This is a genomic window from Hymenobacter seoulensis, assembly GCF_054780535.1.
On record NZ_BAAGWD010000004.1, the window covers coordinates 113,360 to 139,452 of the forward strand.

General features: G+C 56.4%; 21 protein-coding genes. 8 read left to right on the forward strand and 13 right to left on the reverse strand.

All coding sequences use genetic code 11. The annotated features are described in order from the left end of the window. The first annotated feature begins 389 nt into the window (after positions 1 to 389). Positions 390 to 1,769: an FAD-dependent oxidoreductase gene (locus tag ACYVHC_RS16460; RefSeq protein WP_460614880.1), complete on the forward strand. Its 1,380-nt coding sequence runs from the start codon at positions 390 to 392 to the stop codon at positions 1,767 to 1,769. A gap of 306 nt (positions 1,770 to 2,075) precedes the next feature. Further along, positions 2,076 to 2,804, forward strand: a complete 729-nt coding sequence (locus tag ACYVHC_RS16465; protein WP_460614881.1) for a LytR/AlgR family response regulator transcription factor — start codon at positions 2,076 to 2,078, stop codon at positions 2,802 to 2,804. Between the two features lie 77 nt (positions 2,805 to 2,881). Here the strand turns inward: ACYVHC_RS16465 and ACYVHC_RS16470 are convergent, their stop codons facing one another. The 3 genes from ACYVHC_RS16470 to rpoN form a co-directional block, all read right to left on the reverse strand. Then, complete coding sequence (locus ACYVHC_RS16470) at positions 2,882 to 6,499, reverse strand: PAS domain S-box protein (RefSeq protein ID WP_460614882.1); 3,618 nt, start codon at positions 6,497 to 6,499, stop codon at positions 2,882 to 2,884. A 98-nt stretch (positions 6,500 to 6,597) separates the two neighbouring features. Next, positions 6,598 to 7,227 carry a hypothetical protein gene (locus ACYVHC_RS16475; RefSeq protein ID WP_460614883.1) on the reverse strand — a complete coding sequence of 210 codons (630 nt, stop codon included), beginning with the start codon at positions 7,225 to 7,227 and terminating at the stop codon, positions 6,598 to 6,600. A gap of 147 nt (positions 7,228 to 7,374) precedes the next feature. Continuing rightward, positions 7,375 to 8,964, reverse strand: coding sequence for an RNA polymerase factor sigma-54 (gene rpoN, locus ACYVHC_RS16480; RefSeq protein ID WP_460614884.1), 1,590 nt, complete (start codon positions 8,962 to 8,964; stop codon positions 7,375 to 7,377). Between the two features lie 260 nt (positions 8,965 to 9,224). Between rpoN and asnS the strand changes: the two genes are divergently transcribed. Continuing rightward, positions 9,225 to 10,631, forward strand: coding sequence for an asparagine--tRNA ligase (gene asnS, locus ACYVHC_RS16485; protein ID WP_460614885.1), 1,407 nt, complete (start codon positions 9,225 to 9,227; stop codon positions 10,629 to 10,631). Positions 10,632 to 10,716: 85 nt separating this feature from the next. Here the strand turns inward: asnS and ACYVHC_RS16490 are convergent, their stop codons facing one another. From ACYVHC_RS16490 to ACYVHC_RS16505, 4 genes are all read right to left on the reverse strand, one after another. Further along, positions 10,717 to 10,968 (reverse strand): hypothetical protein, encoded by a 252-nt coding sequence (locus tag ACYVHC_RS16490; RefSeq protein WP_460614886.1) that lies wholly within the window; start codon positions 10,966 to 10,968, stop codon positions 10,717 to 10,719. Positions 10,969 to 11,017: 49 nt separating this feature from the next. Further along, the gene (locus ACYVHC_RS16495) at positions 11,018 to 11,275 is read right to left on the reverse strand and encodes a hypothetical protein (RefSeq protein ID WP_460614887.1); all 258 of its coding nucleotides are present in this window, start codon (positions 11,273 to 11,275) and stop codon (positions 11,018 to 11,020) included. 195 nt (positions 11,276 to 11,470) lie between these two features. Next, the gene (locus tag ACYVHC_RS16500) at positions 11,471 to 11,965 is read right to left on the reverse strand and encodes a hypothetical protein (RefSeq protein WP_460614888.1); all 495 of its coding nucleotides are present in this window, start codon (positions 11,963 to 11,965) and stop codon (positions 11,471 to 11,473) included. Between the two features lie 212 nt (positions 11,966 to 12,177). After that, positions 12,178 to 12,933, reverse strand: a complete 756-nt coding sequence (locus tag ACYVHC_RS16505; protein ID WP_460614889.1) for a hypothetical protein — start codon at positions 12,931 to 12,933, stop codon at positions 12,178 to 12,180. A 260-nt stretch (positions 12,934 to 13,193) separates the two neighbouring features. On the opposite strand from ACYVHC_RS16505, the gene uvrA reads away from it, so the two are divergent. Beyond that, complete coding sequence (gene uvrA / locus ACYVHC_RS16510; RefSeq protein WP_460614890.1) at positions 13,194 to 16,334, forward strand: excinuclease ABC subunit UvrA; 3,141 nt, start codon at positions 13,194 to 13,196, stop codon at positions 16,332 to 16,334. A gap of 470 nt (positions 16,335 to 16,804) precedes the next feature. Here uvrA and ACYVHC_RS16515 read toward each other — a convergent pair whose 3' ends face one another. The 3 genes from ACYVHC_RS16515 to ACYVHC_RS16525 are packed head-to-tail and all read right to left on the reverse strand — an operon-like array spanning position 16,805 to position 18,327. Beyond that, the gene (locus ACYVHC_RS16515) at positions 16,805 to 17,452 is read right to left on the reverse strand and encodes a DUF4142 domain-containing protein (protein ID WP_460614891.1); all 648 of its coding nucleotides are present in this window, start codon (positions 17,450 to 17,452) and stop codon (positions 16,805 to 16,807) included. A 52-nt stretch (positions 17,453 to 17,504) separates the two neighbouring features. Next, positions 17,505 to 17,738: a hypothetical protein gene (locus tag ACYVHC_RS16520; protein WP_460614892.1), complete on the reverse strand. Its 234-nt coding sequence runs from the start codon at positions 17,736 to 17,738 to the stop codon at positions 17,505 to 17,507. A gap of 37 nt (positions 17,739 to 17,775) precedes the next feature. Further along, positions 17,776 to 18,327 (reverse strand): DUF4142 domain-containing protein, encoded by a 552-nt coding sequence (locus ACYVHC_RS16525; protein WP_460614893.1) that lies wholly within the window; start codon positions 18,325 to 18,327, stop codon positions 17,776 to 17,778. 195 nt (positions 18,328 to 18,522) lie between these two features. Between ACYVHC_RS16525 and ACYVHC_RS16530 the strand changes: the two genes are divergently transcribed. Beyond that, entirely contained in the window at positions 18,523 to 19,380 is an 858-nt protein-coding gene (locus ACYVHC_RS16530; protein WP_460614894.1) for a hypothetical protein, read from the forward strand. Between the two features lie 108 nt (positions 19,381 to 19,488). Here ACYVHC_RS16530 and ACYVHC_RS16535 read toward each other — a convergent pair whose 3' ends face one another. Both ACYVHC_RS16535 and queA read right to left on the reverse strand, forming a co-directional pair. Then, the gene (locus ACYVHC_RS16535; protein ID WP_460614895.1) at positions 19,489 to 20,178 is read right to left on the reverse strand and encodes a 2-C-methyl-D-erythritol 4-phosphate cytidylyltransferase; all 690 of its coding nucleotides are present in this window, start codon (positions 20,176 to 20,178) and stop codon (positions 19,489 to 19,491) included. A gap of 123 nt (positions 20,179 to 20,301) precedes the next feature. After that, the gene (gene queA / locus ACYVHC_RS16540) at positions 20,302 to 21,351 is read right to left on the reverse strand and encodes an S-adenosylmethionine:tRNA ribosyltransferase-isomerase (protein ID WP_460614896.1); all 1,050 of its coding nucleotides are present in this window, start codon (positions 21,349 to 21,351) and stop codon (positions 20,302 to 20,304) included. A 140-nt stretch (positions 21,352 to 21,491) separates the two neighbouring features. On the opposite strand from queA, the gene ACYVHC_RS16545 reads away from it, so the two are divergent. The 3 genes from ACYVHC_RS16545 (at position 21,492) to ACYVHC_RS16555 (ending at position 25,211) form a co-directional block, all read left to right on the forward strand. After that, positions 21,492 to 22,754 (forward strand): ABC transporter permease, encoded by a 1,263-nt coding sequence (locus tag ACYVHC_RS16545; protein WP_460614897.1) that lies wholly within the window; start codon positions 21,492 to 21,494, stop codon positions 22,752 to 22,754. Between the two features lie 237 nt (positions 22,755 to 22,991). Then, complete coding sequence (locus ACYVHC_RS16550) at positions 22,992 to 23,855, forward strand: LOG family protein (protein ID WP_460614898.1); 864 nt, start codon at positions 22,992 to 22,994, stop codon at positions 23,853 to 23,855. 153 nt (positions 23,856 to 24,008) lie between these two features. Beyond that, a complete protein-coding gene (locus ACYVHC_RS16555) occupies positions 24,009 to 25,211 on the forward strand; it encodes a lycopene cyclase family protein (RefSeq protein WP_460614899.1) in 1,203 nt (400 codons plus the stop codon). A gap of 65 nt (positions 25,212 to 25,276) precedes the next feature. Here ACYVHC_RS16555 and ACYVHC_RS16560 read toward each other — a convergent pair whose 3' ends face one another. Further along, complete coding sequence (locus tag ACYVHC_RS16560; RefSeq protein WP_460614900.1) at positions 25,277 to 26,059, reverse strand: ABC transporter ATP-binding protein; 783 nt, start codon at positions 26,057 to 26,059, stop codon at positions 25,277 to 25,279. Positions 26,060 to 26,093: the final 34 nt, after the last annotated feature.

Genomic DNA, 26,093 nt, shown 5'->3' on the forward strand with positions numbered 1-26,093 from the left:
CTAGGCAGCGTAGCTGCGGCGGAGCGTAGGTGGCTGAACCGAGGGCCAGGCACAGCGCTGCCCATACCAGCTGGCCGATAGGATATGTGGGAGGTTGGAGTAAAACGGATAGGTAGTGCCTTGCGCCGCCGATGACGATGCTGTTGGCGGGAGGCACCTAGTATAAGCGCTTGCGAGGCCAAGATCATACAAGACATAAATTAGGATAAGTGGATCAACTAAAAGTTCAAATTTAAAGGCGCCTGGTTTTCTGATTATGCACATTACGACCAAGCATAGCCTTCACCCTGCCGAAGCTTGTGTAATGCTCGATCAATCGATGCCAACAGAATCGGTTACTTTCGCCCTTTCGCCCGCGCTTTTCGTTGTTATTACCTTTTGTGTGCCCTATGGCCGAGTTTGCTTCTATTTCTGCTGATCCCGAAACCCTAACCGTAATGGGAGGAGGACTGGTGGGGTCTCTGCTGGCCCTGTATCTGGCGCAGCATGGCCATAAGGTGGAGGTGTTTGAGCGCCGCCCCGATATTCGGCTGGCCGGCAACGTAGAAGGCCGCTCCATCAACTTGGCTTTGTCGGATCGGGGGTGGCGGGCGTTGCAGGGGGTAGGTATTGCCGATTCCGTGCGGGAAGTATCCATTCCCATGCATGGCCGCGTCATGCACGATATCAAAGGCCAGCTCACGTTTCAGCCCTACGGCCAGCAGGGGCAATCCATTTTTTCTGTGTCGAGGGCCGGGCTAAACCGGCGGATGCTGGATTTAGTGGAGCAGGAGCCGCGCATACAGGTGCTGTTTAACCAACAGTGCCGCCGCGTTGATTTACCCCAACAAACAGTGGAAATGCTCGATACCGAATCGGGCGAGAGCCGCACGGTGCCTTTCCGGCGCCTGTTTGGGGTAGATGGCGCCTACTCGGCCGTGCGCGGGGCGTTGCAGCGCACGGAGCGGTTCAACTACTCGCAACACTACCTCGATTACGGCTACAAAGAGCTAACCATTGAGGCCAAGCCCAACGGAGAATGGGCCATTGATCAGCATGCGCTGCACATCTGGCCTCGTGGGCAGTACATGATGATTGCCCTGCCCAACCTTGACGGCTCGTTTAATTGCACCTTGTTTTTCCCATTTGAGGGCCCCGTTTCCTTTGCGGCGCTGCAAACCCCGGCACAGGTGCGCACCTTCTTCGAGGAGGTGTTTCCGGACGCTGTGCCCCTGATGCCGAACCTGGAAACCGAGTTTTTCGAAAACCCAACCAGCTCCCTGGTAACGGTGCGCTGCTACCCCTGGACGCACGAAGATGATGTGCTGCTGCTAGGGGATGCGGCGCATGCCATTGTGCCGTTTTATGGGCAAGGCATGAATGCGGGCTTCGAAGATTGTACCGTACTTAATGAGCTGCTGGGCACCCATGGCTCCGACTGGACCACTATTTTCCGGGAGTTTCAGGTGATGCGCAAGCCCGATACTGATGCCATGGCCGACTTGGCGGTGTATAACTTCGAGGAAATGCGCGACCGGGTAGCCGACCCACGGTTTCTGCTGCAAAAGAAAATTGAAGGCCTGATTTCGGCGCAGTATCCGGGTAAGTGGCTGCCACTGTACTCGCAGGTTACGTTTTCGCACTTGCCTTACGCCGAGGCCCTAGCGAACGGGCAGGAGCAGGAACGGATTATGCAGCGCATCATGCCCTACATCAAGTCGGAAGCGGATTACCAGCGCCCAGATGTACAGGAGCTGGTAGCCGCCGAAATGGCGCGCCGTTCAGAATAGCGCGCCCCCATTTTTGCGTGCCTCCCAATTTAGGAGGGGAGGTTGGTGGGGCGGTTTACTAGGTGTCGGAGCCTAGTAAACTGGGTGCCCTTGCCATTTGCCAGTTGCTGCCATGTTCCCAGAACCGGAATGGATACTGTTGAGCTGCAGAATTAACTTGGTTGACTGACGTAAGTAGTTTAGTTTAGCTACCCAATTAAATTGGTAAATTTATAGTTGAGAGCGGCTGTCGAGCTTCTGCCTGCTGTCCGGTCCGGTATTTTACCTAGTTCCCGCCCTTCCTTTCCCTGCCCTGCTCTGCATTCTATGTCTACCGCTCCTGTCCTGACTTGTGCTATTATTGATGATGAGGAAATCAACCGGCTAACGCTGGAGCACTATATCTCCCTGACCGACTCGTTGCAGCTGGTCACGTCCATGGACGATGCCTTGAAGGGCCTGAACTACTTCCGGGCCGGTAACCGGGTAGATGTGCTGTTCCTGGATGTGCAGATGCCGGAACTCAACGGCCTGGACTTGTTGCGCGTGCTCACCGATCCTCCCATCGTGATTCTGACCACGGCCCACGAGGATTTTGCCGTGGATGCCTTTGACTTGCGCGTGACGGACTACCTAGTAAAACCCTTCGACTACGCCCGCTTCAGCCGGGCCGTGCAGCGGGCCTTGCAGCAACACACCGCGCCCCTGGCCGCGGCTGCCCCGGCGCCCACCGCCCCGCCCGACAGCGACCTGTTCGTGAAGGTGAACAACAAGATGGTGCGCATCAACTTCGATGAGGTTATCTATATCGAGGCCCTGTCGGACTACGTTATCATCGTGACGGACAAGCAGAAATACATTGTGTACACCACCATGAAGGCCCTGGACGCGCGCCTGCCCTTCGACCATTTTATACGCGTGCACCGCTCCTATATCCTGAACATGCGCCGCGTGGAGGCCATTGAGGATGGTTCAGCGGTAATGCCGGGCGGCCAGCATGTGCCCATCGGGAAGTCGTATCAGGAGGCCTTCTTCCGGAAGCTGAACCGCATTTAACCTGAGTGTTGCTACCAAATCCGGCCGGCGCGGGTGCTACTGTAGCATCTGCGCCGGCCGGTTTCGTCTGTATGTTCTTACTCGATGGAGGCGCTGGCAAGCTGCTCCACGGTAGCCTCCAGGCTGGCCGTCAGGCTCTCTACCTGTACCCGCAGCTCAGCGGTGGAAACGCTCACCGGCCCTGATTCAGGCCTTGAGAGTGGCTCCAACACCGTTACGGCAATTTGCACACTGTGCACCCCTAGTAACTGCAGTGAGGGGCGCAGCTTGTGCACCAGGGCCCCCACGGTAGGCCAGTCGGCAGCGGCGGCGGCTTCGCGCAGCTGCGCTATAGCCACCGGGGTGTGCGCCTGAAAAGAGCCGATTACCTTCTGCATGAAAATGGTGCTGCCATGGGCCGTGTCGCGAAGCCGGGTTAGGTCGTAGAGCGGCGCCTCTTCGGTGGACTGAGAAGTGGATTGCTTAAGTGCGGGCTCGGCGGCTGTTCCGGAAGCCGTGTTACCGGGATTTGGGGTGCCAGCTTCCAGTTCCGCTACCGGCACTGGCCGCAGGTTGGCTTCCAGCTTCCGGAACAAGTCATCCTCCTCAAACGGCTTGGAAAGGTAGTCGAGGCCCGCGGCGCGGTAGATTTCATCATCGGAGCGCATTACGTTGGCCGTGAGGGCTATAACGGGCGTGTTGGCTCGCAGCGGGTCCGGGTGTTCGCGCAGGCGGTGCGTCACATCGAGGCCACTCATACCCGGCATCTGAATGTCCATCAATACCACATCATAAAGTCGGGCTTCCAGTTGGGCCAGCGCCTCGTTACCATCGGAAGCTAGGTGCGTTTCTACCTCCCAGTTCTCCAAAATCATAGCGGCTAGCTGCTGGTTTACGGGGTGGTCCTCTACCAGCAGTACCCGTTTGCCCCGCAGCTTTTCGTAATTAGGTGGCGGGAGCTGGCTTGGTTCCGGCAAGGCATATCCGGCCTTGGTGAGTGTGAGCGAGAAGAAGAACGTGCTACCCTTGCCAAACTCGCTTTCTACCCACATGCGGCCCCCCAACTGCTGCACTAGGCTTCGGCTGATGGTGAGACCTAGTCCGGTGCCACCAAAGCGGCGCGAAATATCAGCATACGCCTGCGAGAAGCTCTCAAAGATGGTTTCCAGCTTATCAGCGGAAATGCCAATGCCCGTATCGCGGACGTAAAACTCCAGCTCCAGTTCCGTGTCGGTTTCTCGTAAAAGCCGGCTGCCAAGCTCTACGGTGCCCTGGTCGGTAAACTTGATGGCGTTGCTGAGCAGGTTGAGTAGAATCTGGTTGATGCGGCCCGGGTCGCCGATGACGAAGGGGTGAGGCAGTTGCAACGGCACCAAGCGGAACGTGATGCCCTTTTCCTCGGCCCGGAACCCCAGGCTTTGCACAGCATCTTGCACCGATTGCGCAATGTCGAAGGGCACTTGCTCCAGCTCCAGCTTGCCGGCTTCCATCTTGGCCACGTCCAGCACATCATTGATGACAGTGAGCAGGTGGCGCCCCGAGTTGCGCAGAATCCGCAGGTGTTCCTGCTGCGACTCAGAAAGCGGCGTTTTAGCCAGCAAGCCGGCCATACCCAGCACCCCATTTATCGGCGTCCGGATTTCGTGGCTCATGTTGGCCAAGAAGTTTTCCTTGGCCCGCGCAATGTTCTCGGCGGTTTCTTTGGCCCGCACGAGTTGCTGCTCAGCCTGAATCCGTTCCGTGATTTCCTGGCCGTACGCAATTACGTAGGGCACCTCGTTGGGCTCCTCTACGCGGTAATTATTGTACATCAGGTGGTGGGCCTGCCCATTAAGGCCGCGCAACGTCATGAGGCCGGTGAGTTCCTGCTGATGATGGGCCTGCGCCAAATAGGCTTTCACCTGCGGGTGCAGATCCGGGGTCATGACATCGAACAGCGAGCGGCCCACCAGCATTTCAGGCACCACGCCCACCAGGTGCGCCGCCGCCGGGTTCACCGACAAAATCAGGCCATCTAAATCATGCGTGCAGATAAGCGCCTGCGAGTAGTGCATCAGGTCGCGGTACTGCTTGGTGCTGCGCTCCAGCGTCTGGCGCGCCTGCTTCATCTCGGTTATGTCGGTACTGACCCCTAGTACGTTCACGCTGCCATCAGCGCGCAACAAGGGGCGTTTTACCGTCTGAAGCCACATGGTGCGGCCGTCGCGCAGGGTGTAGGTGGTCTCGTTGATCAGCTCGTGTCCCGTCGTCAGCACATACTCATCGGTGGTGCTGAACTCACGAGCCTCTGCGGCCACTACACTGTCCGGATCTAGCACATCCACGTTGCGGTGGTCACTTTGGGCCACCAACTCGTCGAAGGCGCGGTTGCTGAACAATACCTGGCCCCGGCCATCGGTCACCCAAATAATATTGGGGGTGGAGTCGACTACCATCCGGGTGAACTTCTGCTGTTCCTGCAGCTGAGCTTCGCTTTGGCGTACTTTTTCTTCGGCGGCGTGGCGCTCCGTAATGTCAATGCCGTAGCCGATAACCATGCGTAGCTCGCCTTCGGGATTGAATACGGCCTGCATGTGGCGCAAAGCCAGCCTGGTGTCGCCCTCGGGGGTTGGAATGGCTTCTTCCCAGGCTAGCACGCCCTGCTGCCGGATGGCTTGCTCGAAGGTTGCGCGCCGTTTGTGGGCTAGGGCGGCGGGGCGGCCCCGATAGGCCATGTACTCAAAGTCATCGTGGCCGATAATCCAGTGGCGCAGGTGCGGGTCGCGGATGGCGGCCGGGTTCACGAAGCGGTAGCGGTGCTCCGTATCAAACACGGCTACATCGGCGGGCAGCTGGTTGAGTACGGTTTCATAAAACTCCCGCTGATCTACCAACTGCTTTTCGGCTTGCTTAAGGGTAGTAATATCGGTGAAGTACAGGTTCACGTACTGGTCATCGATGAAGGGGGCAATGGCTAGCTGGTAGCACAGCTCTTGGAAGCATATTTCCCGAATGATCAGCTCGCCGGCGGCCAGTGCCTCAGTAGCAGCTTCGTAAAGCTGAAGGGCAAACGCCGGCTCTTCCTGAGGGTTGAGGTATTCTTTGCGCAGGGCGTCGGCGGCGGGGTTGCTATAGAGCAAGCGCCCATCGGCGTGCAAGCGCACAACCGGGTTGGGGTTCTGGCCGGGTATGCGCGAGAGGGAGTGCATGTACTCCTCGGCCCGGCGGGTTTGGGTTACGTCGCGGAAGGAAAGCATGTAGCCGGCTGCCACTAGCTCATCGGGGCCGCTCAACGGGATAAAGTCGAACTCCAGAATAGTGCGGTCGGCTAGTTCCAAGTCTTCGCCCAACACCCGCTGGTTGGCTTGCTGCATGCTGTGCAGCCGCTGCCGGGCCTGCTCCGGCCGCGCCGCCTGGGCAATAATGGCCTCGAGTACGGGCGCCACCTGCTGGCCCAGCATGCCCAGGGAAAGGCCTTCTACCCCAAATAAGTCGCAAAACTCCTGATTCAGCAACGCCACCAGCCCACTTTGGTGGGCTACCAACACCGCTACGCGCAGGTTTTGGGTAAGGCGCGTAATGCTGTCGGTGAGGCGGGTAGCCGTGCGTTGGCTGGTCGTGAGTTGGCGGCGCAGGTTCTGAACCTGCTGCTCGGCGGCCAGCCGCTCGCGGCGTTCCTGCTGAAGTTGGGCAGTAAGGGAGGCTAGCTCAGAGGCAGGATCGGGAGAGGAAAGCATACGCGAAACAACACAACCTGTGCAGGAGGAAGAAAGTCGGGCGCTACCGCTCCGGGCACTATAATGAGTGCTGGCTAAAGATACACAACGATTGAGCGCTAGCCCAATAGCAGGCCCGCACCAAACCCCAGCACTAGCCCCGCACCCAGGGCCAAACCGGCCCACACCTGCGCTTCAGTATGCGCGTTCAGGGCTAGGCGGGCGCTGCCCACGGCGCCGGCTACCATAATGGTGCCGGCCAGCCACGCCACGGCACCCGGCCCGGCCATGCCGCCTAGGTGCAACAACGCCAGCAACCCCACGCTGCCGCCCATGCCCACCCCGTGCGCCGAAATCTTCCAGCGCAGCGTAATCAGGAAGGTCAGCAGCACGGCCACGGTCATGCCAATCATCATCTGGGGCAGCAGCGCATCAAACAACCGGGGCCGATGTAATAGCCACGCCGCCGCCCCAAAGCTGACGGCCGCCAGCAGCAAGGGCCAAGCACGCTGCTGGCGTTTGGCTAGCTCCAAAGAATCAACAAATCCGAACTGCACCAGAGTTAGCGTGCCCAAGGAGGGTAGTACAAACGTGAACCCCCACACCACGGCCAGCACCAGCCACCGATCAGGCAGTGGCGGCAGCAGTACGGCGCCCGGCAGCTGATAGCAGACGATGTAGAACAGATAAGACGGAACTAGCAGCGGATGAAATACCGCCGACAGCGCCGTAGCAAGGGCACGCGACACAATAGGCAGGGCTAGGGCAGAACCCAACGAAGATACAACAGTGCCAGTGCTTCGGCACCGCCCTCTCACTAGGCCGTGTGTATACGCAAAGTCCCCGGCACCGGCGGTACCGAGGACTTTCGCTTTTAGATGGACCTAGTACCTAGCCTACAGCTCTTTGCGCAGGCGAGCTACCGGAATGTTAAGCTGCTCGCGGTACTTGGCCACTGTGCGGCGGGCAATGTTGTAGCCGCGGGCATTGAGCATCTTCTCCAGCTTATCATCGGAGAGGGGCTTGTTTTTCTGCTCACCCTCAATGATTTCCTTCAGAATGTGCTTTACCTCCCGGCTGCTGGCATCCTCACCCGAGTCGGTGGCAATGCCTTCGGAGAAGAAGTACTTGAGTGGATAGATGCCGAACTCCGTCTGGACGGATTTGGAGTTAGCTACCCGGCTCACGGTGCTGATGTCCATCCCAATTTCCTGGGCAATGTCCTTCAGAATCATCGGGCGTAGCTTGCTCTCGTCGCCTTCCAGAAAAAACTCACTCTGGTAGCGTACTATCGAGTCCATGGTGCGCAGCAGCGTGTTCTGGCGCTGCCGAATGGCATCAATAAACCACTTGGCCGAGTCCAGCTTCTGCTTCACGAAGGTGACGGCCTCCTTCATTTTCTTGTCTTTCTTCGAGGCTTTGTCGTAAGCTCGAAACATTTCCGTGTAGGCCGGCGACACGCGCAAATCGGGCGCGTTGCGCGAGTTCAGCGTGAGGTTAAACTGCCCGTTGTCAGAAGTCAGGATAAAGTCGGGGATAATGTACTGCACCTTGCCCATGCCCACGGGGCCTGTGCCGCCGGGCTTGGGGTTAAGCTTGAGAATCAGGGCAATGGCTTCCTTGAGCTCGTCATCCTCCAGGTCGAGTTTCTGCTGAATGCGAGGGTAGTGCTTCTTGGTAAACTCGTCGAAGGTTTCATTCAGAATTTGCTCGGCGTGCTCCGTCGCTTCGTCTTGGGGGCGGCGCTCTAGTTGCAGCAGTAGGCATTCCTGCAGGTCGCGGGCGCCAATGCCAGCGGGGTCGAAGGACTGAATTACGTGCAGCACGCTTTCTACCTCCGGTACTGTCGTTTCGATATTCTGTGAAAACGCGAGGTCGTTGGCAATGGCCGACAGGTCGCGGCGAATGTAGCCGTCGCCATCAATGGAGCCAATTAACTGGCGGCCAATGGCTTCTTGCTTTTCATCGAGATTGGCAAAGCCAAGCTGGTCGAGCAGGTTGTCCATCAACGAGCCACTGGTGTCGGCCAGGGGCATTTCCCGATCGTCCTCGTCCTCGCCGGGGCCGTCGCCCTGCATCTTGTAGCCGGCTATTTCGTCGTCGTTGAGGTAGTCGCTCAGGTCCAAATCCTCGTTGTCCGACGACTCTTTGGTATCGGCGGGCTCGTCTTTGATGGGCAGCTCTATTTCCGGCTGTTCTTCGCTCTGGCCGCTGTCAAAGTCTTCGTCCAGCGTATTATCGGGGTTATCGAACTCCGCATCCGGGTCGTTGTCGAAATCCTCGTCCGAGTCGCTGGAGTCGTCACGGTCTTGGTCCTCGAAGTCCTCTTCCTGGTCGTCGCCTTCTTCTAAGGCCGGATTTACTTCCAGCTCTTCTTTGATGCGCGCTTCCAGCTCTGCCGTCGGAATCTGCAGCAGCTTAATAAATTGAATTTGTTGGGGTGACAGCTTCTGGGAGAGAAGCTGTTTCATGTCCAGTCGTTGCATACTCAAAAACGCGTACGCCCCGCCGGTTTCTGCACGGGGTGGTTAGGCCAAATATAGCCCTTTCTGTACTTGGGTTTGGGGTAAAATGTTGGGCCAGGAGGGGGAGGCTGAACCGTAGCAAAGCGTGGCGCGGGCCCGAAAGCTATCTGTACCAAAGGCTTTGCGCTACTCTGGCCCCTAGTAGCACGGTTTTCACCCCTTAAAACTTCTACCTTTGCCGTTCTTAGTTATTCTCCTTCTAGTACGAACACAACCTCCTAATGTCCGACCTCCGAAAAACCAGCGTGCAGGAATTGCTCCGCAGCACCGACCTGGACCGCGAAGTGCTGGTAAAAGGCTGGGTGCGCACCCGCCGCGGCAACAAATACGTGCAGTTCATTGCTGTCAACGACGGCTCTGGCTTTAATTCCATTCAGGTGGTAGCCAATGCCGAGCAGTTCCCGGAGGAAAAGCTGAAGGCCGATGGTGTTGAAAATGGCGCTGCCATTGCCGTGCGCGGCCAGCTAGTTGCCTCGCAGGGCAAAGGACAAACGGTTGAAATTCAAGCCACGGAAATTACGGTGTACGGCTCCGCTGATACGGCCGAGTATCCGCTTCAGAAGAAGGGTCACACGCTGGAATTCCTGCGTGAAATTGCGCACCTGCGCCCCCGCACTAACACATTTGGGGCGGTGCTGCGCATTCGGCACGCCATGGCATTTGCGGTACATAACTACTTCAACAGCAAAGGATTTTACTACGTCCATACGCCCATCGTAACCGGCTCCGATGCCGAAGGCGCGGGCCAGATGTTCCGCGTAACGACGCTGCCCGACCAAAACCCGCCGCTCACCGAAGACAAATCAGGCGTTGATTACAAGCAGGACTTCTTTGGCAAGCAAACCAACCTCACGGTTTCGGGGCAGCTGGAGGCGGAAGTAGCCGCTATGGCCCTGGGCAAAGTATACACGTTCGGCCCCACGTTCCGGGCCGAAAACTCGAACACCGCGCGCCATCTGGCGGAGTTCTGGATGATTGAGCCCGAAGTGGCCTTCAACGACTTGCAGGACAACATGGACCTAGCGGAGGATTTCCTGCGCAGCCTGGTTCGCTACGCCCTCGAGAATTGCCAAGATGATCTGCAGTTTCTCAACGAGCACTACGACAAGGAATTACTAGGCCGTCTGCAATTCGTAGTCGACAACGACTTCCAGCGCCTGACCTACACCGAGGCCGTTGAAATTCTGAAAGTTGCCAAGCAGAAATTTGAATTCCCCGTGGATTGGGGCACCGACCTGCAGAGCGAGCATGAGCGCTACCTAGTTGAAAAGCACTTCAAAAAGCCCGTTATCCTGACGGATTACCCCAAGGATATCAAGGCCTTCTACATGAAGCTCAACGACGACGACAAAACCGTGCGCGCCATGGATGTGCTGTTCCCCGGCATCGGTGAAATCATCGGGGGCTCGCAGCGTGAAGAAAGCCTGGAGAAGCTGAAGGCCCGCATGGCCGATATGGGCATTGCGGAACACGAACTGTGGTGGTATCTGGAGCTGCGCAAATACGGCACCGCCCCCCACGCTGGCTTCGGCCTGGGCTTTGAGCGCCTCATCCTGTTCGTGACCGGCATGTCCAACATCCGCGACGTGATTCCCTTCCCCCGCTTTCCCAAAAGCGCAGAGTTTTAGGCCCGGCTTTCCCTCTACGATAAACGCCGCCACAGCAACAACGGCAGCCTCCAATAGGGGCTGCCGTTGTTCATTATAATAGGCCTCAGCAATAATTTCGCAGCTCCTTGTCGTCCACGGCAACTAGGGCGTCTAACCGCAGCTCGAAGCCGTCAGCGAGGCGCAGATATTCTACCTTATCCTTGATGAATAGGTCCTGAATGGTGCCGTGGTAAGTACTAGGAGGCGTGTCGGGCTCGGTGCGGTAAGTGAGGGTGCACGGCTGGCCAGTGGTAGCACGGGCTTCCAGCTCATCGTAGAAGGAGCAGTTGATGGGGCGGTAGGTTGAGTCAGGCATACGAGGTGGGGTAGAAGTACTAGGTCCCCTTCCTACGCCAAACCCCCATTTAAAGATGAGGCTCCGAGGCTTCTACCAACTGGCCGTCCACGGATACCAGCCAATCAAGGCGCAATTCACAGCCTTCCGCTAGGCATAAGTAATCTATCTGGTCTCGGCGTTGAATCCCCAGCACACTACCCCGCACACTAAACTCAGCGGATGTACCTGGGGTGCGGTACACCAGCACGCACCGCCGCCCACCTTTGAGCTGTGCCCGAAGCATATCGGGGAGTTTGGGGCGCAATAGGGGGGTAGTAACAGGCATAGCGCGCTGAACGGATCAGGTACTAAAAAAGATACAGTGTAGGACAGGAGCTACGGAAAGCCGTTAGGCCTTGGTTTGGTTCCGGAAGTGAAATACAGGCAGTTACTAGGTCACTCAGTAAAACAAACGTGGCCACCTGCTAAACAAGGGGCCACGTTTTAGGCTCAAAATATAGTTGTCAGAAAACAGGGTCGCTTAGTGCTTGCCCTTGCCTCTTCCATTTCCGTTTCCGTTTCCATTCCCGTTACCGCGGCCTTGGCCATTGCCTGGGCCGTTACCATAGCCTAGCTTTTTTGCTTGGCCAGGGGGAAGAGGCTTACCACTTTGCAGGCGTTTTACCTGGCCAGGGGGCAAGCTGGCCGGATACAGCTGACGGTGACGGCCAATCTGGCCCCAGGGCTGAGCGCCCACGTAGTCGATTACTACTGGGTGATAAGAGCTGGGCGAGTAGCCGCTCACATTGGCTACGCGGGCCCATTTGCCGTCGCGCTGCACTACATAGTTCTTGTCGCGCAGGTCATAGTAGCCGCCTACTTCCGGAATGTAGTAATACTGGGTGCCGGCCGGAGCGGCGGGGCCCCAGGAAGGCGGGTTCACGTTGATATTTACCTGCGCCTGCGCTGACTGCGCGAAGCTAGAGAGCGACAGAGCCAGCAGGCCTGATAAAGCAAGTTTGGGCAGAAGTTGCATGGTTGTGGGTTGAGTTAAGAGGTAGGAACAACATGGGCTTTGCAAGAACAAGGCCAACTCCAGGTCAGGCGGAGCATCATAACTGAACAGAAAGCACCTGCCGACCTTAACGCAGATATGCGAAACGTGTTAGGGCACCATAGTACCCAAATGAAAAGAGGCCTCCTAGTTTTACATAGAAGGCCTCTCAACGAAAAGAAGTGCTAGCTCACTTATTGTCCCATACGGCCGCGGCCGCCGGTGCGGGAGTTAGGCTGAGGAGATGAGGCTCCAGGGGCGTTGCTGCCTCCGCGCTCTGTGCGGTCGGAGTTTCCGTAACGAGTATCGCCTTGCTGGCCACTGTAGCCGCCCTGTTGAGTTTGGGCATCATCACGGCGCCCATTATAGGCTCCTTGGTTGCCGCGTTGGTCATATCCCCCGCCGTAGTTGCTGCGACGGTCATAGCCATTATGGTAGTTACCCCGATAGTCGCGGTCGTCCCGGTAGTCGTTGCGGGCGTAGGGGCCCGGGTGGTTTGGCCGGTGATTATAGTATCCGTTAGGTTCGTAGTTGGGGCGTGGGGCCACCACATAGCCCCGGCCGGGCCAGTTGGCTCCGTAATAGCGGCCCGGCACTACGCCCCAGCGGCCGCAATACGCCCGGTGGTCGCGCAGGTAGCCCCACGGCTGCCGGCCCACGTATTGCACTACTACCGGGTGGAAAAAGCGGGGGTCGTAGCTGGCGTAGGCCCTAGGCAGTACCGGCGAGCTAACCCAAGCGCCGTATACCGGATCATAAAACAGATACGACTCCGAGTACAAGTCATAGTAGCCGTCTATTTCCGGAATATAGTAGTACTGCACATCTGGGCCTACCGCTGGGCCCCAGTAGGGTGTATTGAAAGAAACCTGAACCTGCGCCTGGGCCTTGCTACCATACAGTAGCAGTCCAAGTGCCAGCACCAGACTTGATTTAAGCAGCGTTTTCATGGTAGAGAAAGTAAAAGGGAGACGCTACTTATAACGCAAAAGCCACACCACAATTCAAGGCTTAGATGGAAATGCGCCGCTAGGTTTAAAAGAAGTTTTGTTCCGCCCGGGACATTTCCCCAACCCTGTGTGTTATAGCCCATCTGCCCGCTTTTCTGCGCTTACAATTCCTCGCTCATCGGCTTAGCAAATAAGCTAGTGGGCGTAGCCGTTGGGGCCTGATTTGCGTACCTTTGCAGACTTATTCGCTTCGCTGCTGCATGGCCAAAAAAACAACCGCTGCTCCTGTTACTACCCCTGCTCCCGCTGCAAAGCCGAAATCGGTGGCTACGGCCGACCGCCCGGCTAAAGCGGCCAAAGGTGCTGCTAAGGCAACCTCTGCTCCAGTAACCAATGCCCCGAAGCCCAAGAAAACGGCCGCTGCTGTGGCCGACAACGCTGAAAACCACACCACGGCGGCCGTACAGGCTGTGGCCCGTGTAGAGCAGGTTGCTGAGATAGTAGCAGCTAGTGCTACCGCCGGGCAGCTACTAGGCCCGGCCGATCTGGAAGCACCCTACATTGAGGTGTATGGCGCCCGGGAGCACAACCTCAAAAACGTTTCTGTGCGCATTCCGCGCGGCCGGTTGGTGGTGTTTACTGGCATTTCCGGCTCGGGCAAGTCGTCGTTAGCATTCGACACGATCTACGCCGAAGGGCAGCGCCGTTACATGGAGACATTCTCGGCCTACGCCCGTAGCTTCATGGGCGGTCTGGAGCGCCCCGACGTGGATAAGATTGAGGGATTGTCGCCGGTTATCAGCATTGAGCAGAAAACTACCTCGCGCAACCCCCGCTCCACGGTGGGCACCATCACCGAGATTTACGACTTCCTACGCCTGCTTTACGCCCGCACCGCCGAGGCATTCAGCTACGCCACGGGCAAGAAGATGATTCGGCAGAGCGATGACCAGATCATCAACTATATTCTGAAGCAGTACGACGGTAAAAAGCTGGTAGTGCTGGCGCCGGTAGTGAAAGGCCGCAAGGGGCATTACCGCGAGCTGTTTCAGCAGATTGCCAAGCTAGGCTTCACGAAGGTGCGCGTTGATGGCGAGTTGCTCGATATCACGCCCAAGATGCAGGTGGACCGCTATAAGATCCACGACATCGAAATCGTCATCGATCGGCTGGTGGTGAAGGAAGAAGACCGGTTCCGGCTCTCGGGTTCAGTGCAAAGTGCGCTTACCCACGGCAAAGGCACTATGCTGGTGCTGGACCCCGACGAGAAGAAGGCCGACAAGCAGACCCAGTTCTTCTCGCGCTTCCTCATGGACCCCACCACCGGCATCGCCTACGATGATCCGGCCCCAAATACGTTTTCCTTCAACTCGCCTTACGGTGCCTGCCCCACCTGCAACGGCCTGGGGGAAGTGCAGGAAATCACCGAAGACTCGGTGATGCCAGATAAGAAGTTGAGCATCAGCCGCGGCGGTATTGCACCGCTGGGCGAGTACCGCGACATCTGGATTTTTCAGCAGCTTGGTCTCATCGTTAAGAAAAACAAGGCCAGCTTGAGCACGCCCATTGAAAAGCTGCCGGCTGAGCTAGTGGAGCGGCTACTATACGGTGTGCCCGAAGATGAGGATGCCGACCCTAAAAAGGCGAACTACAGTGAGCCGTTTGAAGGTATCATTCCGTTCCTGCGCCGCCAGATGGAGTCCGATTCGGAAAACATACGGGAGTGGATTCAGCAGTACACCCAGGCTCAGGAGTGCCCCGAGTGCCACGGCTACCGCCTCAAAAAGGAGTCGTTGCACTTCAAGATTGACGAGAAGCACATCGGCGAGCTGTCGGTGATGGACCTGAACGACCTAGCCGATTGGTTTGAAGGACTGGAAAGCCGCATCTCGGAGCGCCAGAACCTGATTGCCCGTGAGCTGCTCAAGGAAATCCGCAAACGCATTGGGTTCCTGCTGGAAGTTGGCCTCGACTACCTAAATCTGCACCGCTCAGTACGCACGCTTTCGGGCGGCGAGTCGCAGCGGATTCGGTTGGCCACCCAAATTGGTACGCAGCTGGTGGGGGTGCTTTACATCATGGATGAGCCTAGCATTGGCCTGCACCAGCGCGACAACGAGCGCCTTATCAAAGCCTTGCAGCACCTGCGTGACCTAGGAAACTCGGTAATTGTGGTGGAGCACGACAAGGACATGATCATGCACGCCGACCACGTGCTGGATATTGGTCCGGGCGCGGGCATTCATGGGGGCCACATTGTAGCAGAGGGCACTCCCACCGAAATCTTCAGCTCCGGCTCGCTTACCTCACAGTATTTAAGCGGGCAAAAGCACATTGAGCTGCGCAAGAAGAAGCGCGCCGGCGAGGGCAACGACTTGGTGCTGAAAGGCGCGAAAGGCCACAACCTCAAGAACGTAACCGCTAAGTTTCCACTAGGCAAGCTGATTGCCGTAACCGGCGTTTCCGGTTCGGGCAAGTCGTCGCTCATTCATGACACGCTGTACCCGATTCTGAACCAACACTTCTTTAACGCCAAGCGTGAGCCGCTGCCTTATGGCACCATCGAAGGCTTGGAGTTTATTGACAAGGTAATTGAGGTCGACCAGTCACCGATTGGGCGCACGCCACGCTCTAACCCAGCTACCTATACGGGTGTGTTCACTGAAATACGCCAGCTGTTTTCGTCGTTGCCGGAAGCCAAAATTCGGGGCTATGGGCCGGGCCGGTTCTCGTTCAACGTGAAGGGTGGGCGCTGCGAAACATGCGAAGGTGCCGGCATGCGCACCATTGAAATGAATTTCCTGCCCGATGTACACGTGCCTTGCGAAACCTGCAAAGGCCGCCGCTACAACCGCGAAACGCTGGAAGTGCGCTTCAAAGGCAAGTCCATCACCGATGTGCTGGACATGACCGTGGAGAAGGCCGTAGAATTTTTCGAATTCCAGCCCCGCATCTTGCGCAAAATACAGACGCTGAATGAGGTTGGCTTAGGCTACCTCACGCTCGGGCAGCAAGCCACCACGCTCTCAGGCGGCGAAGCCCAGCGCGTAAAATTGGCCACTGAGCTTAGCAAAAAGGATACTGGCAAAACGTTCTATATCCTGGATGAGCCTACCACCGGCCTCCACTTTGAGGATATTAACCACCTAGCTGTAGTACTGCACAAGTTGGCGGATAAAGGCAACACCGTGCTCATCATAGAACACAACCTGGACCTGATCAAGGTGGCTGATCATATCATCGATATCGGACCGGAAGGCGGCGGGGCGGGCGGCAATATTGTGGCCCAAGGTACTCCGGAGCAAGTAGCAAAGTCAGGAAAAGGCCATACGAGCCGCTTCCTGGCCGAGGAATTACGCACCAGTAAGTACGCTGAGGAAAACGTAAAAGAAACGGTGTAAAGCTGCCAAGGCGAAAGGTAAAAGCTTCCTGTTTTTGCGAAACATTGAAAAATATTCGCGGAAGCATGGAGCTTTTACTATTTTAACGGGCTCTCCCACACCAGTTGCTTTATGAAAGTTCTCGTATTCCCGGCGCTACTTGCAGTAGCTATTGCCACGGCACCTCCCAAGCCTCTTAGAAATTCAGCTCAAGCCAGCACAAGCAGCATAGTAGCGCCTGCATCAACAACTAAGCACTGCTCCACTACTAGTGAGTGCCCGGAAACCAGTGTAGCTTCCGAAAACCAGCGCACCCCTGGCGCAACCACTTCCATCAGCATTACCAGGCGTTAATCGCCCATACCAATACCATATAAGATACTAGGTGCCTAGTCAACGCATTGGCTATACACTGCCCCTAGTAACAAGAAAGCGCCTGCCTCACAGTTGAGGCAGGCGCTTTCTTGTTACTAGGGGGCACTTCGGCAGATTTACATCATGCCTGCATGCTTCTTCGACATATCAAGGTGGTTGGCAACTACCGGTGTGGTTTTCGTGATAAAGCCCTGCAGGTCAGCATCCTGGGTCATCTTCTGGTGAGCTGCCATGGTGTTCAAGGTTTTCTGGTGGTCAACTACCATCTGATCCATGAACTTCTTCTCGAACTCCTTGCCAGAAAGTTTGCGCATATCGGCCGCAATGGTCTTGTGCTCAGCGTCCATGTCAGTGGGCAGCGTCACACCCTTCTTCTGGGCAATAGCTTTCAGGTCGGCCGTTGATTTAGTATGGTCGCGCACCATCATTTCGGCGTGCGTTTTAGCCATACCCGTTACCCCTTTTTCCAACGCTAGCTTGCTGAGCTGAATTTCGTTCTGGTCGCTGTGGGCGGCTGACTTCATGAACTCAGCATCGTCTTTGTGCGGAGCCGTGGGGCCATTAGGGTCGCCCATAGCCGCGCCGCCTGAAGCTGCCATAGCCGTATCGGGGGTGGCCATGCTGGCTGAGGCCGTGTCCATGGTAGCGTCAGCGGTAGCCGAGGTGGCATCCGTAGAGGCAGTATCGGTTTCGGTGGCAGAGTTGCTGCAGGCTCCCAGGCTCAGTAGGCCAATGCAGGAGACGGATAACAGAATGCGTTTCATAGTGAGAAGGATTGTAAGGTGAATGTGAGAGAGCGGAGACGAACGGGAGAAACTACTGGGCCGTAGAGTCGGCGGCAGCTGCCGAGTCGGCGTCGGCGGTTACGGTCGGACCAGCGTTGTTATCAATCACTACTGCATCAGCTTTTACGCCTCCATCGTCAGCGGCTTGGTCCATGTCGCTTACCGCTTCACCGGCCGTGCCATCGGTGCGTTTTTCGGCATTATTGCAGCTAGCCAGCATCAGGCCGGCACTCAGTACTAGAAAGGGAAGAAGGCGAGTTCTCATTCGGGTTTTGGAAAAGTGAAAAGTAGAGCGGAATGTATTAGGGTTTGAGCTTGTCGCTCAGGTCGTCAAGGGCTTTGGTTTGGGTCTGAATCAGGGGCAGATACCGCGCGGCGTGCGCCCGGATGTCGCCATCGTAGGCATCATCGCGCAAATCATCGTACGCATCTTCATCTTCAGCCAGAATCCGACCTAGCAGCTCCGTATATTTCTGATCAAAAGCCGCGCCGTTCAGGGCCGTAAGCTCACCTATTTGCTGGGCTTGATCGGCGCCAAGGCCGGTTGGGAGTACTAGATTCTTTTGTTGAGCCAAGTTCCTAAGCTCCTGTTGCAGCCCGTTGAATTGGGTTATGGCGTTTTGAGCGGCTAGGCGAACATCGGGGGAAGTAGCTTTGCGCTGAGCGAGCTGGCTGGTTTCCAGCAGCTGCATGTGGCGGCTGGCAGCGCCCACTACAAACTCCGCATCCTGAATCTGGCGCTTGGTAATGGCCTCATCGCCGATGCGTTTCTCATTTTGAAATTTAGCCTCCGCAACGGGGTCTTTGTTACTCTCGCCCGCCGAGCAAGCCACCGCGAACGGAAGAAATAACACGGCACAAGTGCGCAAGGAAAATAGCATGAGGTCAGGCGGTTGGATCTTATATCAGATATGTGAGGCTATACGCGCCCTGCTAGATGAGGTTCTGATTCAGTATTTTGAAAAAAGTTCCCTTCCCGAATTAAACTCTTCTTCAGGCTAGCACTCTAACGGCCATACACCTCTCTGTCAACCCTCACACTTCCAACCATGACTACCCGTACCCTGCGCACATTCAGCCTGATGGCCTTAGCTGCTGGCAGCCTGCTAGTAGGCGCCTGCGACAAAGCCACGGATCCGCAAGCCACACCCGACGTAGCTGTTTCAGCCGAAGATCAAAGCGTAGCTGAGGAGGAGAATGCCTTCCTGGCCGATGTAGTGGAGGCTGGCTCGCCTACCGATGCGGCGGTAACGGGCAGCCCCGCCGCCGAGCCTACTGATATAAGCCGAGTAGGGGGCACCTGCTTTACCCGTACGTATGATGCCGCCACTCGCACGCTCACGCTCGACTTTGGTGCTACCAACTGTGTAAGCCCCAATGGAGTGGCCCGCCGGGGCAAAATTGTAGCTGTGTTCAGCGGGCCTTATCGCCAAGTGGGGGCTAGGGTAACCATCACGCTGGTAAAGTATTACCGCAACGATAACCTGCACGCCGGCACCCGAATCATTACTGCCCTAGGCAACGGATCCTGGACGCTAGAGGTGCAGAATGCCAGCATAACAACTTCAGTAGGAACGCATTCCTGGACTTCGCAACGAACCTACACCCGTACCGCAGGCTTTGGCACCCGCACTATTCAGGATGATACGTACAGCGTGACAGGCCAGGCCACTGGCACCAACCGCAAGGGCATAAGCTACACGGCCACCATTCAGCAGCCGCTTATCAAGAAGTTTCAGGCGGGTTGCGCCCGCACGTTTGTGGCCGGCACCGTACAAGTGCTCACCTCGAATGAGAAAGAACTGCTACTGAACTACGATCCAACGGGTACTCAAGCCTGCGACAACCTAGCCTCTATCACTATCAATGGGAACACGCGCACCATCCGTGTGGGGCGAGGGCTATAGGTAGCAGCAGGGTTTACACAGAAAAGGCAGGTAGTGGTTTACTACCTGCCTTTTCTGTGTAAACCCTGTTATTCTGGTTTGGCTACTTGCGGAAGGAATGCTGGCCGGCTACGGGTTTGCCAGGAAGGCTTCCGCCACCAGCAAATCTTCCGGCGTCGTGATTTTTAGGTTGCGGTAGTCGCCTTCCACCAAGTGAATGGGGTGCAGATCTTCGACTACGCTGGCATCATCTGTAAACGTAGTAAGCTCAGGAAGTTGATAGGCCCTGCGAAGCAGCTCCAGGTCAAAGCATTGGGGTGTTTGCACTAGTCGCAGCCGGGCCCGGTTCAGCGCATAGGAGCCTTGCTGGTTTAGGCCGCGCACCGAGTCTTTGGGTACTACGGCAGCTATAGCTGCGCCGTGGTTATGGGCCGCCTCGTAAGTAGCCTCAATAACGTGCAGCGGCGTAAGCGGCCGGACGCCGTCGTGCACGGCTACTACGCCGGCCGTATGCCCTGCAAGATGCAGCAGCCCGTTCCGGACCGAAGCCCACCGCGTTGCACCCCCCGTGACTAGGGCATGCGGAAAGGTTACCTCATGCTTCTGGCAGAGCCGTTGCCAGGTTTCTACCTGGTCAGAGGGTAGTACTACCACGCATTCCTGCACACTCAGGCTGGCATCGGCAAATTTTCGGAGGGTGTGCACCAACACCGGCTCGCCGGCCAGGGGCAGAAACTGCTTGGGTCGATCGGCACCCATGCGCGTACCGCTGCCGCCAGCTACCAAAATTGCAAAGCGAGGGTAAGTAGAAGTTGGCATACGGGCAAGGGGCTAGGTAAAGCGCAAAAGTAAGGCCCGGTTGCTATATGCAACTGGGCCTTCTTGTTACAAGCTTCTGAAAAAGCGGCAGGCCGCCATTCTCTGTTTGCTAGGTCTCTGATACTAGAGAATCAGCATGGCATCGCCGTAGCTGAAGAACTTATATTTCTCCTTAATAGCCAACTGATACGCTTCAATCAGCAACTCATGGCCAGCAAAGGCCGAGGCCATCATCATCAGGGTGCTCTCCGGTGTGTGGAAGTTGGTGAGCAGGGCGTTAGAGATTTTGAACTCGTAGGGAGGGAAGATAAACTTATCAGTCCAGCCCTCGGTGGCTTTCAGGCGAGCATGCGCCGAAACCGACGACTCCATGGCGCGCATAGAGGTAGTACCGATGGCACACACGCGCTTTTTGGCATCCAGGGCGCGGTTCACAATCTTGGCCGTTTCTGCGGGCACAACAAAGTTTTCCGAGTCCATCTTGTGCTTGGTCAGGTCTTCCACATCTACGGGGCGGAAGGTGCCTAGGCCAACGTGCAACGTTATCGGAGTTACATCTACGCCTTTGATTTCCAGGCGCTTCATTACCTCGCGGGTAAAGTGCAGGCCGGCCGAAGGGGCAGCCACAGCACCCGTGTGCTTGGCATAGATGGTCTGGTAACGCTCTTTATCAGCAGCCTCAGTCTCGCGAGGAATAAACTCCTTTGGAATCGGGGTTTCGCCGAGGTCGTGCAGGGCTTTATAGAACTCCTCGTCGGAGCCATCAAACAAGAACTTGATGGTGCGGCCGCGCGACGTGGTGTTGTCGATTACCTCCGCTACCATATCCGACTCGCCGAAGTACAGCTTGTTGCCCACCCGAATCTTACGGGCTGGATCAACCAGTACATCCCAGAGGTGAATTTCCTTATTCAGCTCGCGGAGCAGAAATACTTCAATCTGGGCTCCGGTTTTCTCCTTGTTACCGTAGAGGCGCGCGGGAAATACTTTGGTATCGTTGACTACAAAAACGTCGCCTTCCCCAAAATACTCAATGATATCCTTGAACACGCGGTGCTCAATCTTACCACTGTCGCGGTGCAGCACCATCAAGCGCGATTCGTCGCGGTTCTTGGCGGGGTGCTGTGCCAGCAGGCCTTCGGGCAAGTCAAATTTGAACTCAGAAAGTTTCATGGGCTGGACAAGGCAATAGGAGGGGAACCTAAGGAAAAAATCGAAGTGCAAAAGTACGTACTTACCACGGATAAATCGTTACTTTTCGCCCGAAATCTGGTTATCGTCCACGTTACGCCCCTTCGTCGAACCTCCTTCCTATGAAAGCTATACGCCTTACGCTGGAGAGTTTCCGTTTTGCGTGGCAAGCCCTGAAAGCCAACCTGCTTCGTACTATTCTCTCGCTGCTGGGCGTAACGGTAGGTATCTTCGCCATCATTGCCGTGTTTACGGTCGTCGACTCGCTCGAAGCCAATGTGCGCCAAAGCATGAGTTTCGTGGGCGACAAGGTGATTTACGTGATGAAGATGCCCTGGACTTTCGACCAGCCTGACTACCCCTGGTGGAAATACTTTGGCCGCCCCGTACCTACAGTGCGGGAGTATAACGCCCTGCGCAAGTCCTTGAGCGAAAACAACAAAGGTGTGGCTGTATTTGCCAGCAGCGGCGGTAATACATTGCGGGCCGGCAACAACAGCATTGAAAGCGTGGCCTTACAAGGCGTGAGCTACGATTTCCGGAATGTCTCGGAATTGCCTATTGCCGAGGGCCGATATTTCACGGCGCAGGAGGTGGAGGCGGCCCGCAACGTGGCCATCATTGGGGCTGATATTGCCACCAGTTTGTTCCCGAATGGGTCAGCTCTGGGCCGCGAGTTTAAAGCCAAGGGCCAGCGGTTCATGGTCATTGGCGTAGTGCAGAAGGAAGGCAAAAAGCTAATTGATACCCCTAGCAACGACAACAACGTGGTAATTCCGTTCGGGGCGTTTACCCGCATGTTCACCCTTACTACCGGCAATGGCTTTGGCATCACGCCTACTATTGCCGTGAAAGGCCGGGAAGAAGATACTGGGCTGCTGGACCTGGAATATGAAATGCGCGGCCTGATGCGCAACATCCGCAGCCTGCGGCCCCGCGAAGAAGACAACTTTGCCCTGAACCGCCCCGAAATGTTTGCTAACATGATCGGGAAACTATTCTCGGTTATTGGGGTAGCAGGGGCCGTCATTGGCTCGTTTGCCATGCTGGTAGGTGGCTTCGGTATTGCCAACATCATGTTCGTGTCGGTGAAGGAGCGCACCAACATCATCGGCATTCAGAAGTCATTAGGAGCCAAGAACTACTTTATCCTGTTCCAGTTTCTGTTTGAGGCGGTGTTCCTGTGCCTGTTGGGCGGAGCAGCTGGCATTTTCTTGGTGTGGCTAATTACCCTGATTCCGCAGGAATCTCTGCCGCTGCTGCTCTCGTGGAGCAATATCACCCTAGGCCTCACCGTGTCCGTCGTGATTGGGGTGCTAGCCGGTATTATTCCAGCAGTAATGGCCGCCAACCTCGACCCCGTTATTGCCATACGGGCTCAGTAATAAGGGACAGTATATCTTACTAGGGTTGCTTTACAGGTCAAGCCACCCTAGTAAGATTTCTTAGCGTAATGTTAACAAATTGTTAACTTGCCGGTCACTACCTTGGGTCGCCTTCCTTCCGTGAGGCGGCTTTCTTTTTGCCCTTTTCTTAATTTTTTACCTGGGGCGGATCATTCCCACCTGGCCGAAGCCTGCGGGCCCGTCGGCTATCCGCGTCCAAATTTTAGCGTAGCTTTTATGTCAAAGCTTAAAAAAACCAGTCGGACTAAAGTAGCTGATGAAGTACTGAATGCTGGCAGCGGCCAGACCATCGTTCAGCCCAATATCAACGACAATAAGGTTAAGACCATCAGTGATATCCGCGAGCAAACGCATGGCCAGCGGACCGTGCAGGTAGACGACGAGCAGCGCATTCGCAAAGCCTTCGTTGATAAGGACTGGAACGAAATCAAGATTGCCGACTCTTGGCAGATCTTCAAGGTGATGGCCGAGTTCGTGGAAGGCTTTGAGAAGATGAGCAAAATTGGGCCTTGCGTGTCCATCTTCGGTTCGGCTCGTACCAAGCCCGACAACCCGTATTACCAAATGGCCGAGGAAATTGCGGCTAAGCTGGTGCGCCACGGCTATGGCGTAATTACGGGCGGCGGCCCCGGCATCATGGAGGCCGGCAACAAAGGCGCGCACTCCGAAGGCGGCCGTTCGGTGGGCCTCAACATTGAGCTGCCCTTCGAGCAGTTCAACAACATCTACATCGACCCCGATAAAATCATCAACTTCGACTACTTCTTTGTGCGGAAGGTGATGTTTGTGAAGTACGCGCAGGGGTTCATTGGCATGCCCGGCGGCTTTGGCACGCTCGATGAGCTGTTTGAAGCTATTACCCTGATTCAGACCAAGAAAATCGGCCGTTTCCCTATCGTGTTGGTAGGCACGCGCTACTGGCAGGGCATGTTTGACTGGATTCAGCAGGTAATGCTCGAAGACGAGAAGAACATTTCGCCGGAGGATATGAACCTGGTGCAGCTAGTAGACGACGCAGAATCGGCGGTGAAAATCATCGACGAATTCTACAGCCGCTACTTGCTCTCGCCAAACTTCTAAATCATTGCTGGAAAGGCAGCTCACCGTGCGGTTTACTAGCCTGCTGTGAGTGCCAAACCGGTCTGATCTTAAAAAGCCGCTCTGCCAGGAGCGGCTTTTTTCGTGTTTATTTGTTGCATACCTGTCCCGTTCGCCAAGAAGTTGCCTTACTCCGTGCCATCTGCAGAACCCAACTCCGTGCAGGAAACTTATGACTACCTCATTGTGGGAGGCGGGGCGGCCGGTCTGAGCCTAGCTTACCACATCAGCCAGGAGCCTCGGTTGTCCCAGAAACGGGTGCTCGTACTGGAGCCTGAAGTCAAAGATCAGAATGACCGCACGTGGTCGTTCTGGGCCGATGAGCCGATGCTCTTTGACGGCATTGTGGCCCACGAGTGGCAGCGGCTGGCTTTCCGCGGCCCGGAGTTTGAGCGGGTATTTGACCTAGCGCGTCACCGCTACAAAATGATTCGGGGGCTGGATTTTTACCAGTTTGTACGAGCCGCGCTGGCTGATAACCCACAGTTTATCTGGCGTCAGACTAGGGTCGATTCATTGACAAACCTGCCAGATGGCGCGCGGGCTACTACCCCTGTCGGGGAGTTCAAGGCCCGGTTTGCTTTTGATAGTAGGCCGCCACACCTAGCCAAGCTGAGGCAGCCCGCCAAACATCGGTATCTGCTGCAGCACTTTGTAGGGTGGGAGGTGGTCACGGAGCAGGATGTGTTCGACCCCGCTACGGTAGAGTTTATGGACTTTCGTGGCGCCCAGCACCAGGAGGCGCGTTTTATGTACGTGCTACCCTTTAGCCCGCGCCGAGCCCTAGTAGAATACACGTTGTTTTCGGCGGAGGTCTTGCCCAAAGAAGCCTATGAGGCAGAAATTCGGAAGTACCTAAAGGAGCAGCTCGGAGTGGAATCTTTCCGCATTGAGACCGAAGAAGTAGGCGCCATTCCGATGACGGACCATCCGTTGCCCGGCCGCGACGGCGCACATATCCTCAACCTAGGAACACGCGCCGGCCGCGCCAAAGCCAGCACCGGCTACGCCTTCAAGCGGATTCAGGAGCACTCAGCCCGGCTGGTTGCCAGCTTGGCCGCTACCGGCCAGCCTCCACAGAACCCCACCGGCGACCAGTGGCAGTTTCAGCTGTTCGATACGTTGCTGCTGGATATTATGCAGCGCCAAGGAGAGCGTACGCGCACTATCTTCTCGGAGCTTTTCCGGAACAATCCCGTGGAGCGCATCTTTGATTTCCTCGACGAGCGGACCTCACCCTGGGAAAACTTCCAGATTATGAACTCCGTGACGCCGTGGCCCTTTCTGCAATCCATCTGGCACGTGGTGCGCCGAAAACCTGGACAACGGCAAGCGTAACCAGCTAGCTGCATAGGATTTGATGGGCTTATGGACCTAGGGCGCGACTAGTAACATGAGCCAAGCTACCTTCTCTGCACTAGGCTCTCTTCACTCTCTAAGTATTCTCGGGCTGCCCGAACGGATGCCTCATTCAGTGGCTCCAAAATAGGGGAGGGTGCGGAGAGATTAAGCAGATAGCCACTCAGGGCCGGCAGGTTTTCCAGGTCGTGCGTGATGCACAGAATCGTTTTTTGCTGCTCCCGCACCCAAGCGTGAAGCAAATCGAAGACGCGCCGCCGGTAATACACATCTAGCTGCTGGGTTGGCTCATCTAAGAGGTAAAGCGCGGCATCCTGCAAACTGAGCTGGGCCAGCCACACCAATTGCTGCTCGCCACCGGAAAGCAGCGTAAAATCCCGGTTAGCTAGGTGCACCGCTCCTACCTGAGCCAAGGCCGCCTCCGCGAGTGCATAATCCTGGGCGGAGTAGGCGCCTAAAAAACGGTGGTGTCGAAATCGGCCCATCACAACCAACTCCCGAACCGGCAACGAAAACTCTACGCTACCGCGCTGGGGCAAATGCGCTAGCAGGCCGCTGGCCGCTGGGCGCTTAATAGTGCGCAAGTCTTGGCCTTGCACCAGCACGGTGCCTTGGTACGGAATCTGGCCGGTCAGGGCCCGGAGCAACGTCGTTTTGCCGCAGCCGTTGTGGCCTACCACGGCTACAAAAGCGGGCTCAGGTACCGTAAAACACAAATTGCGGAGCAGGACGCGCTGTCCATACCCCGCAATTAGGTGTTCAATATGCAGAACGGAATTGCCAGCTGCTAGGTGCCCGTTGTCAGTGGAACCAGTGAGTGTGTTCATCTATACCGGCAACAGGTAACGGGCAACTGGTAAC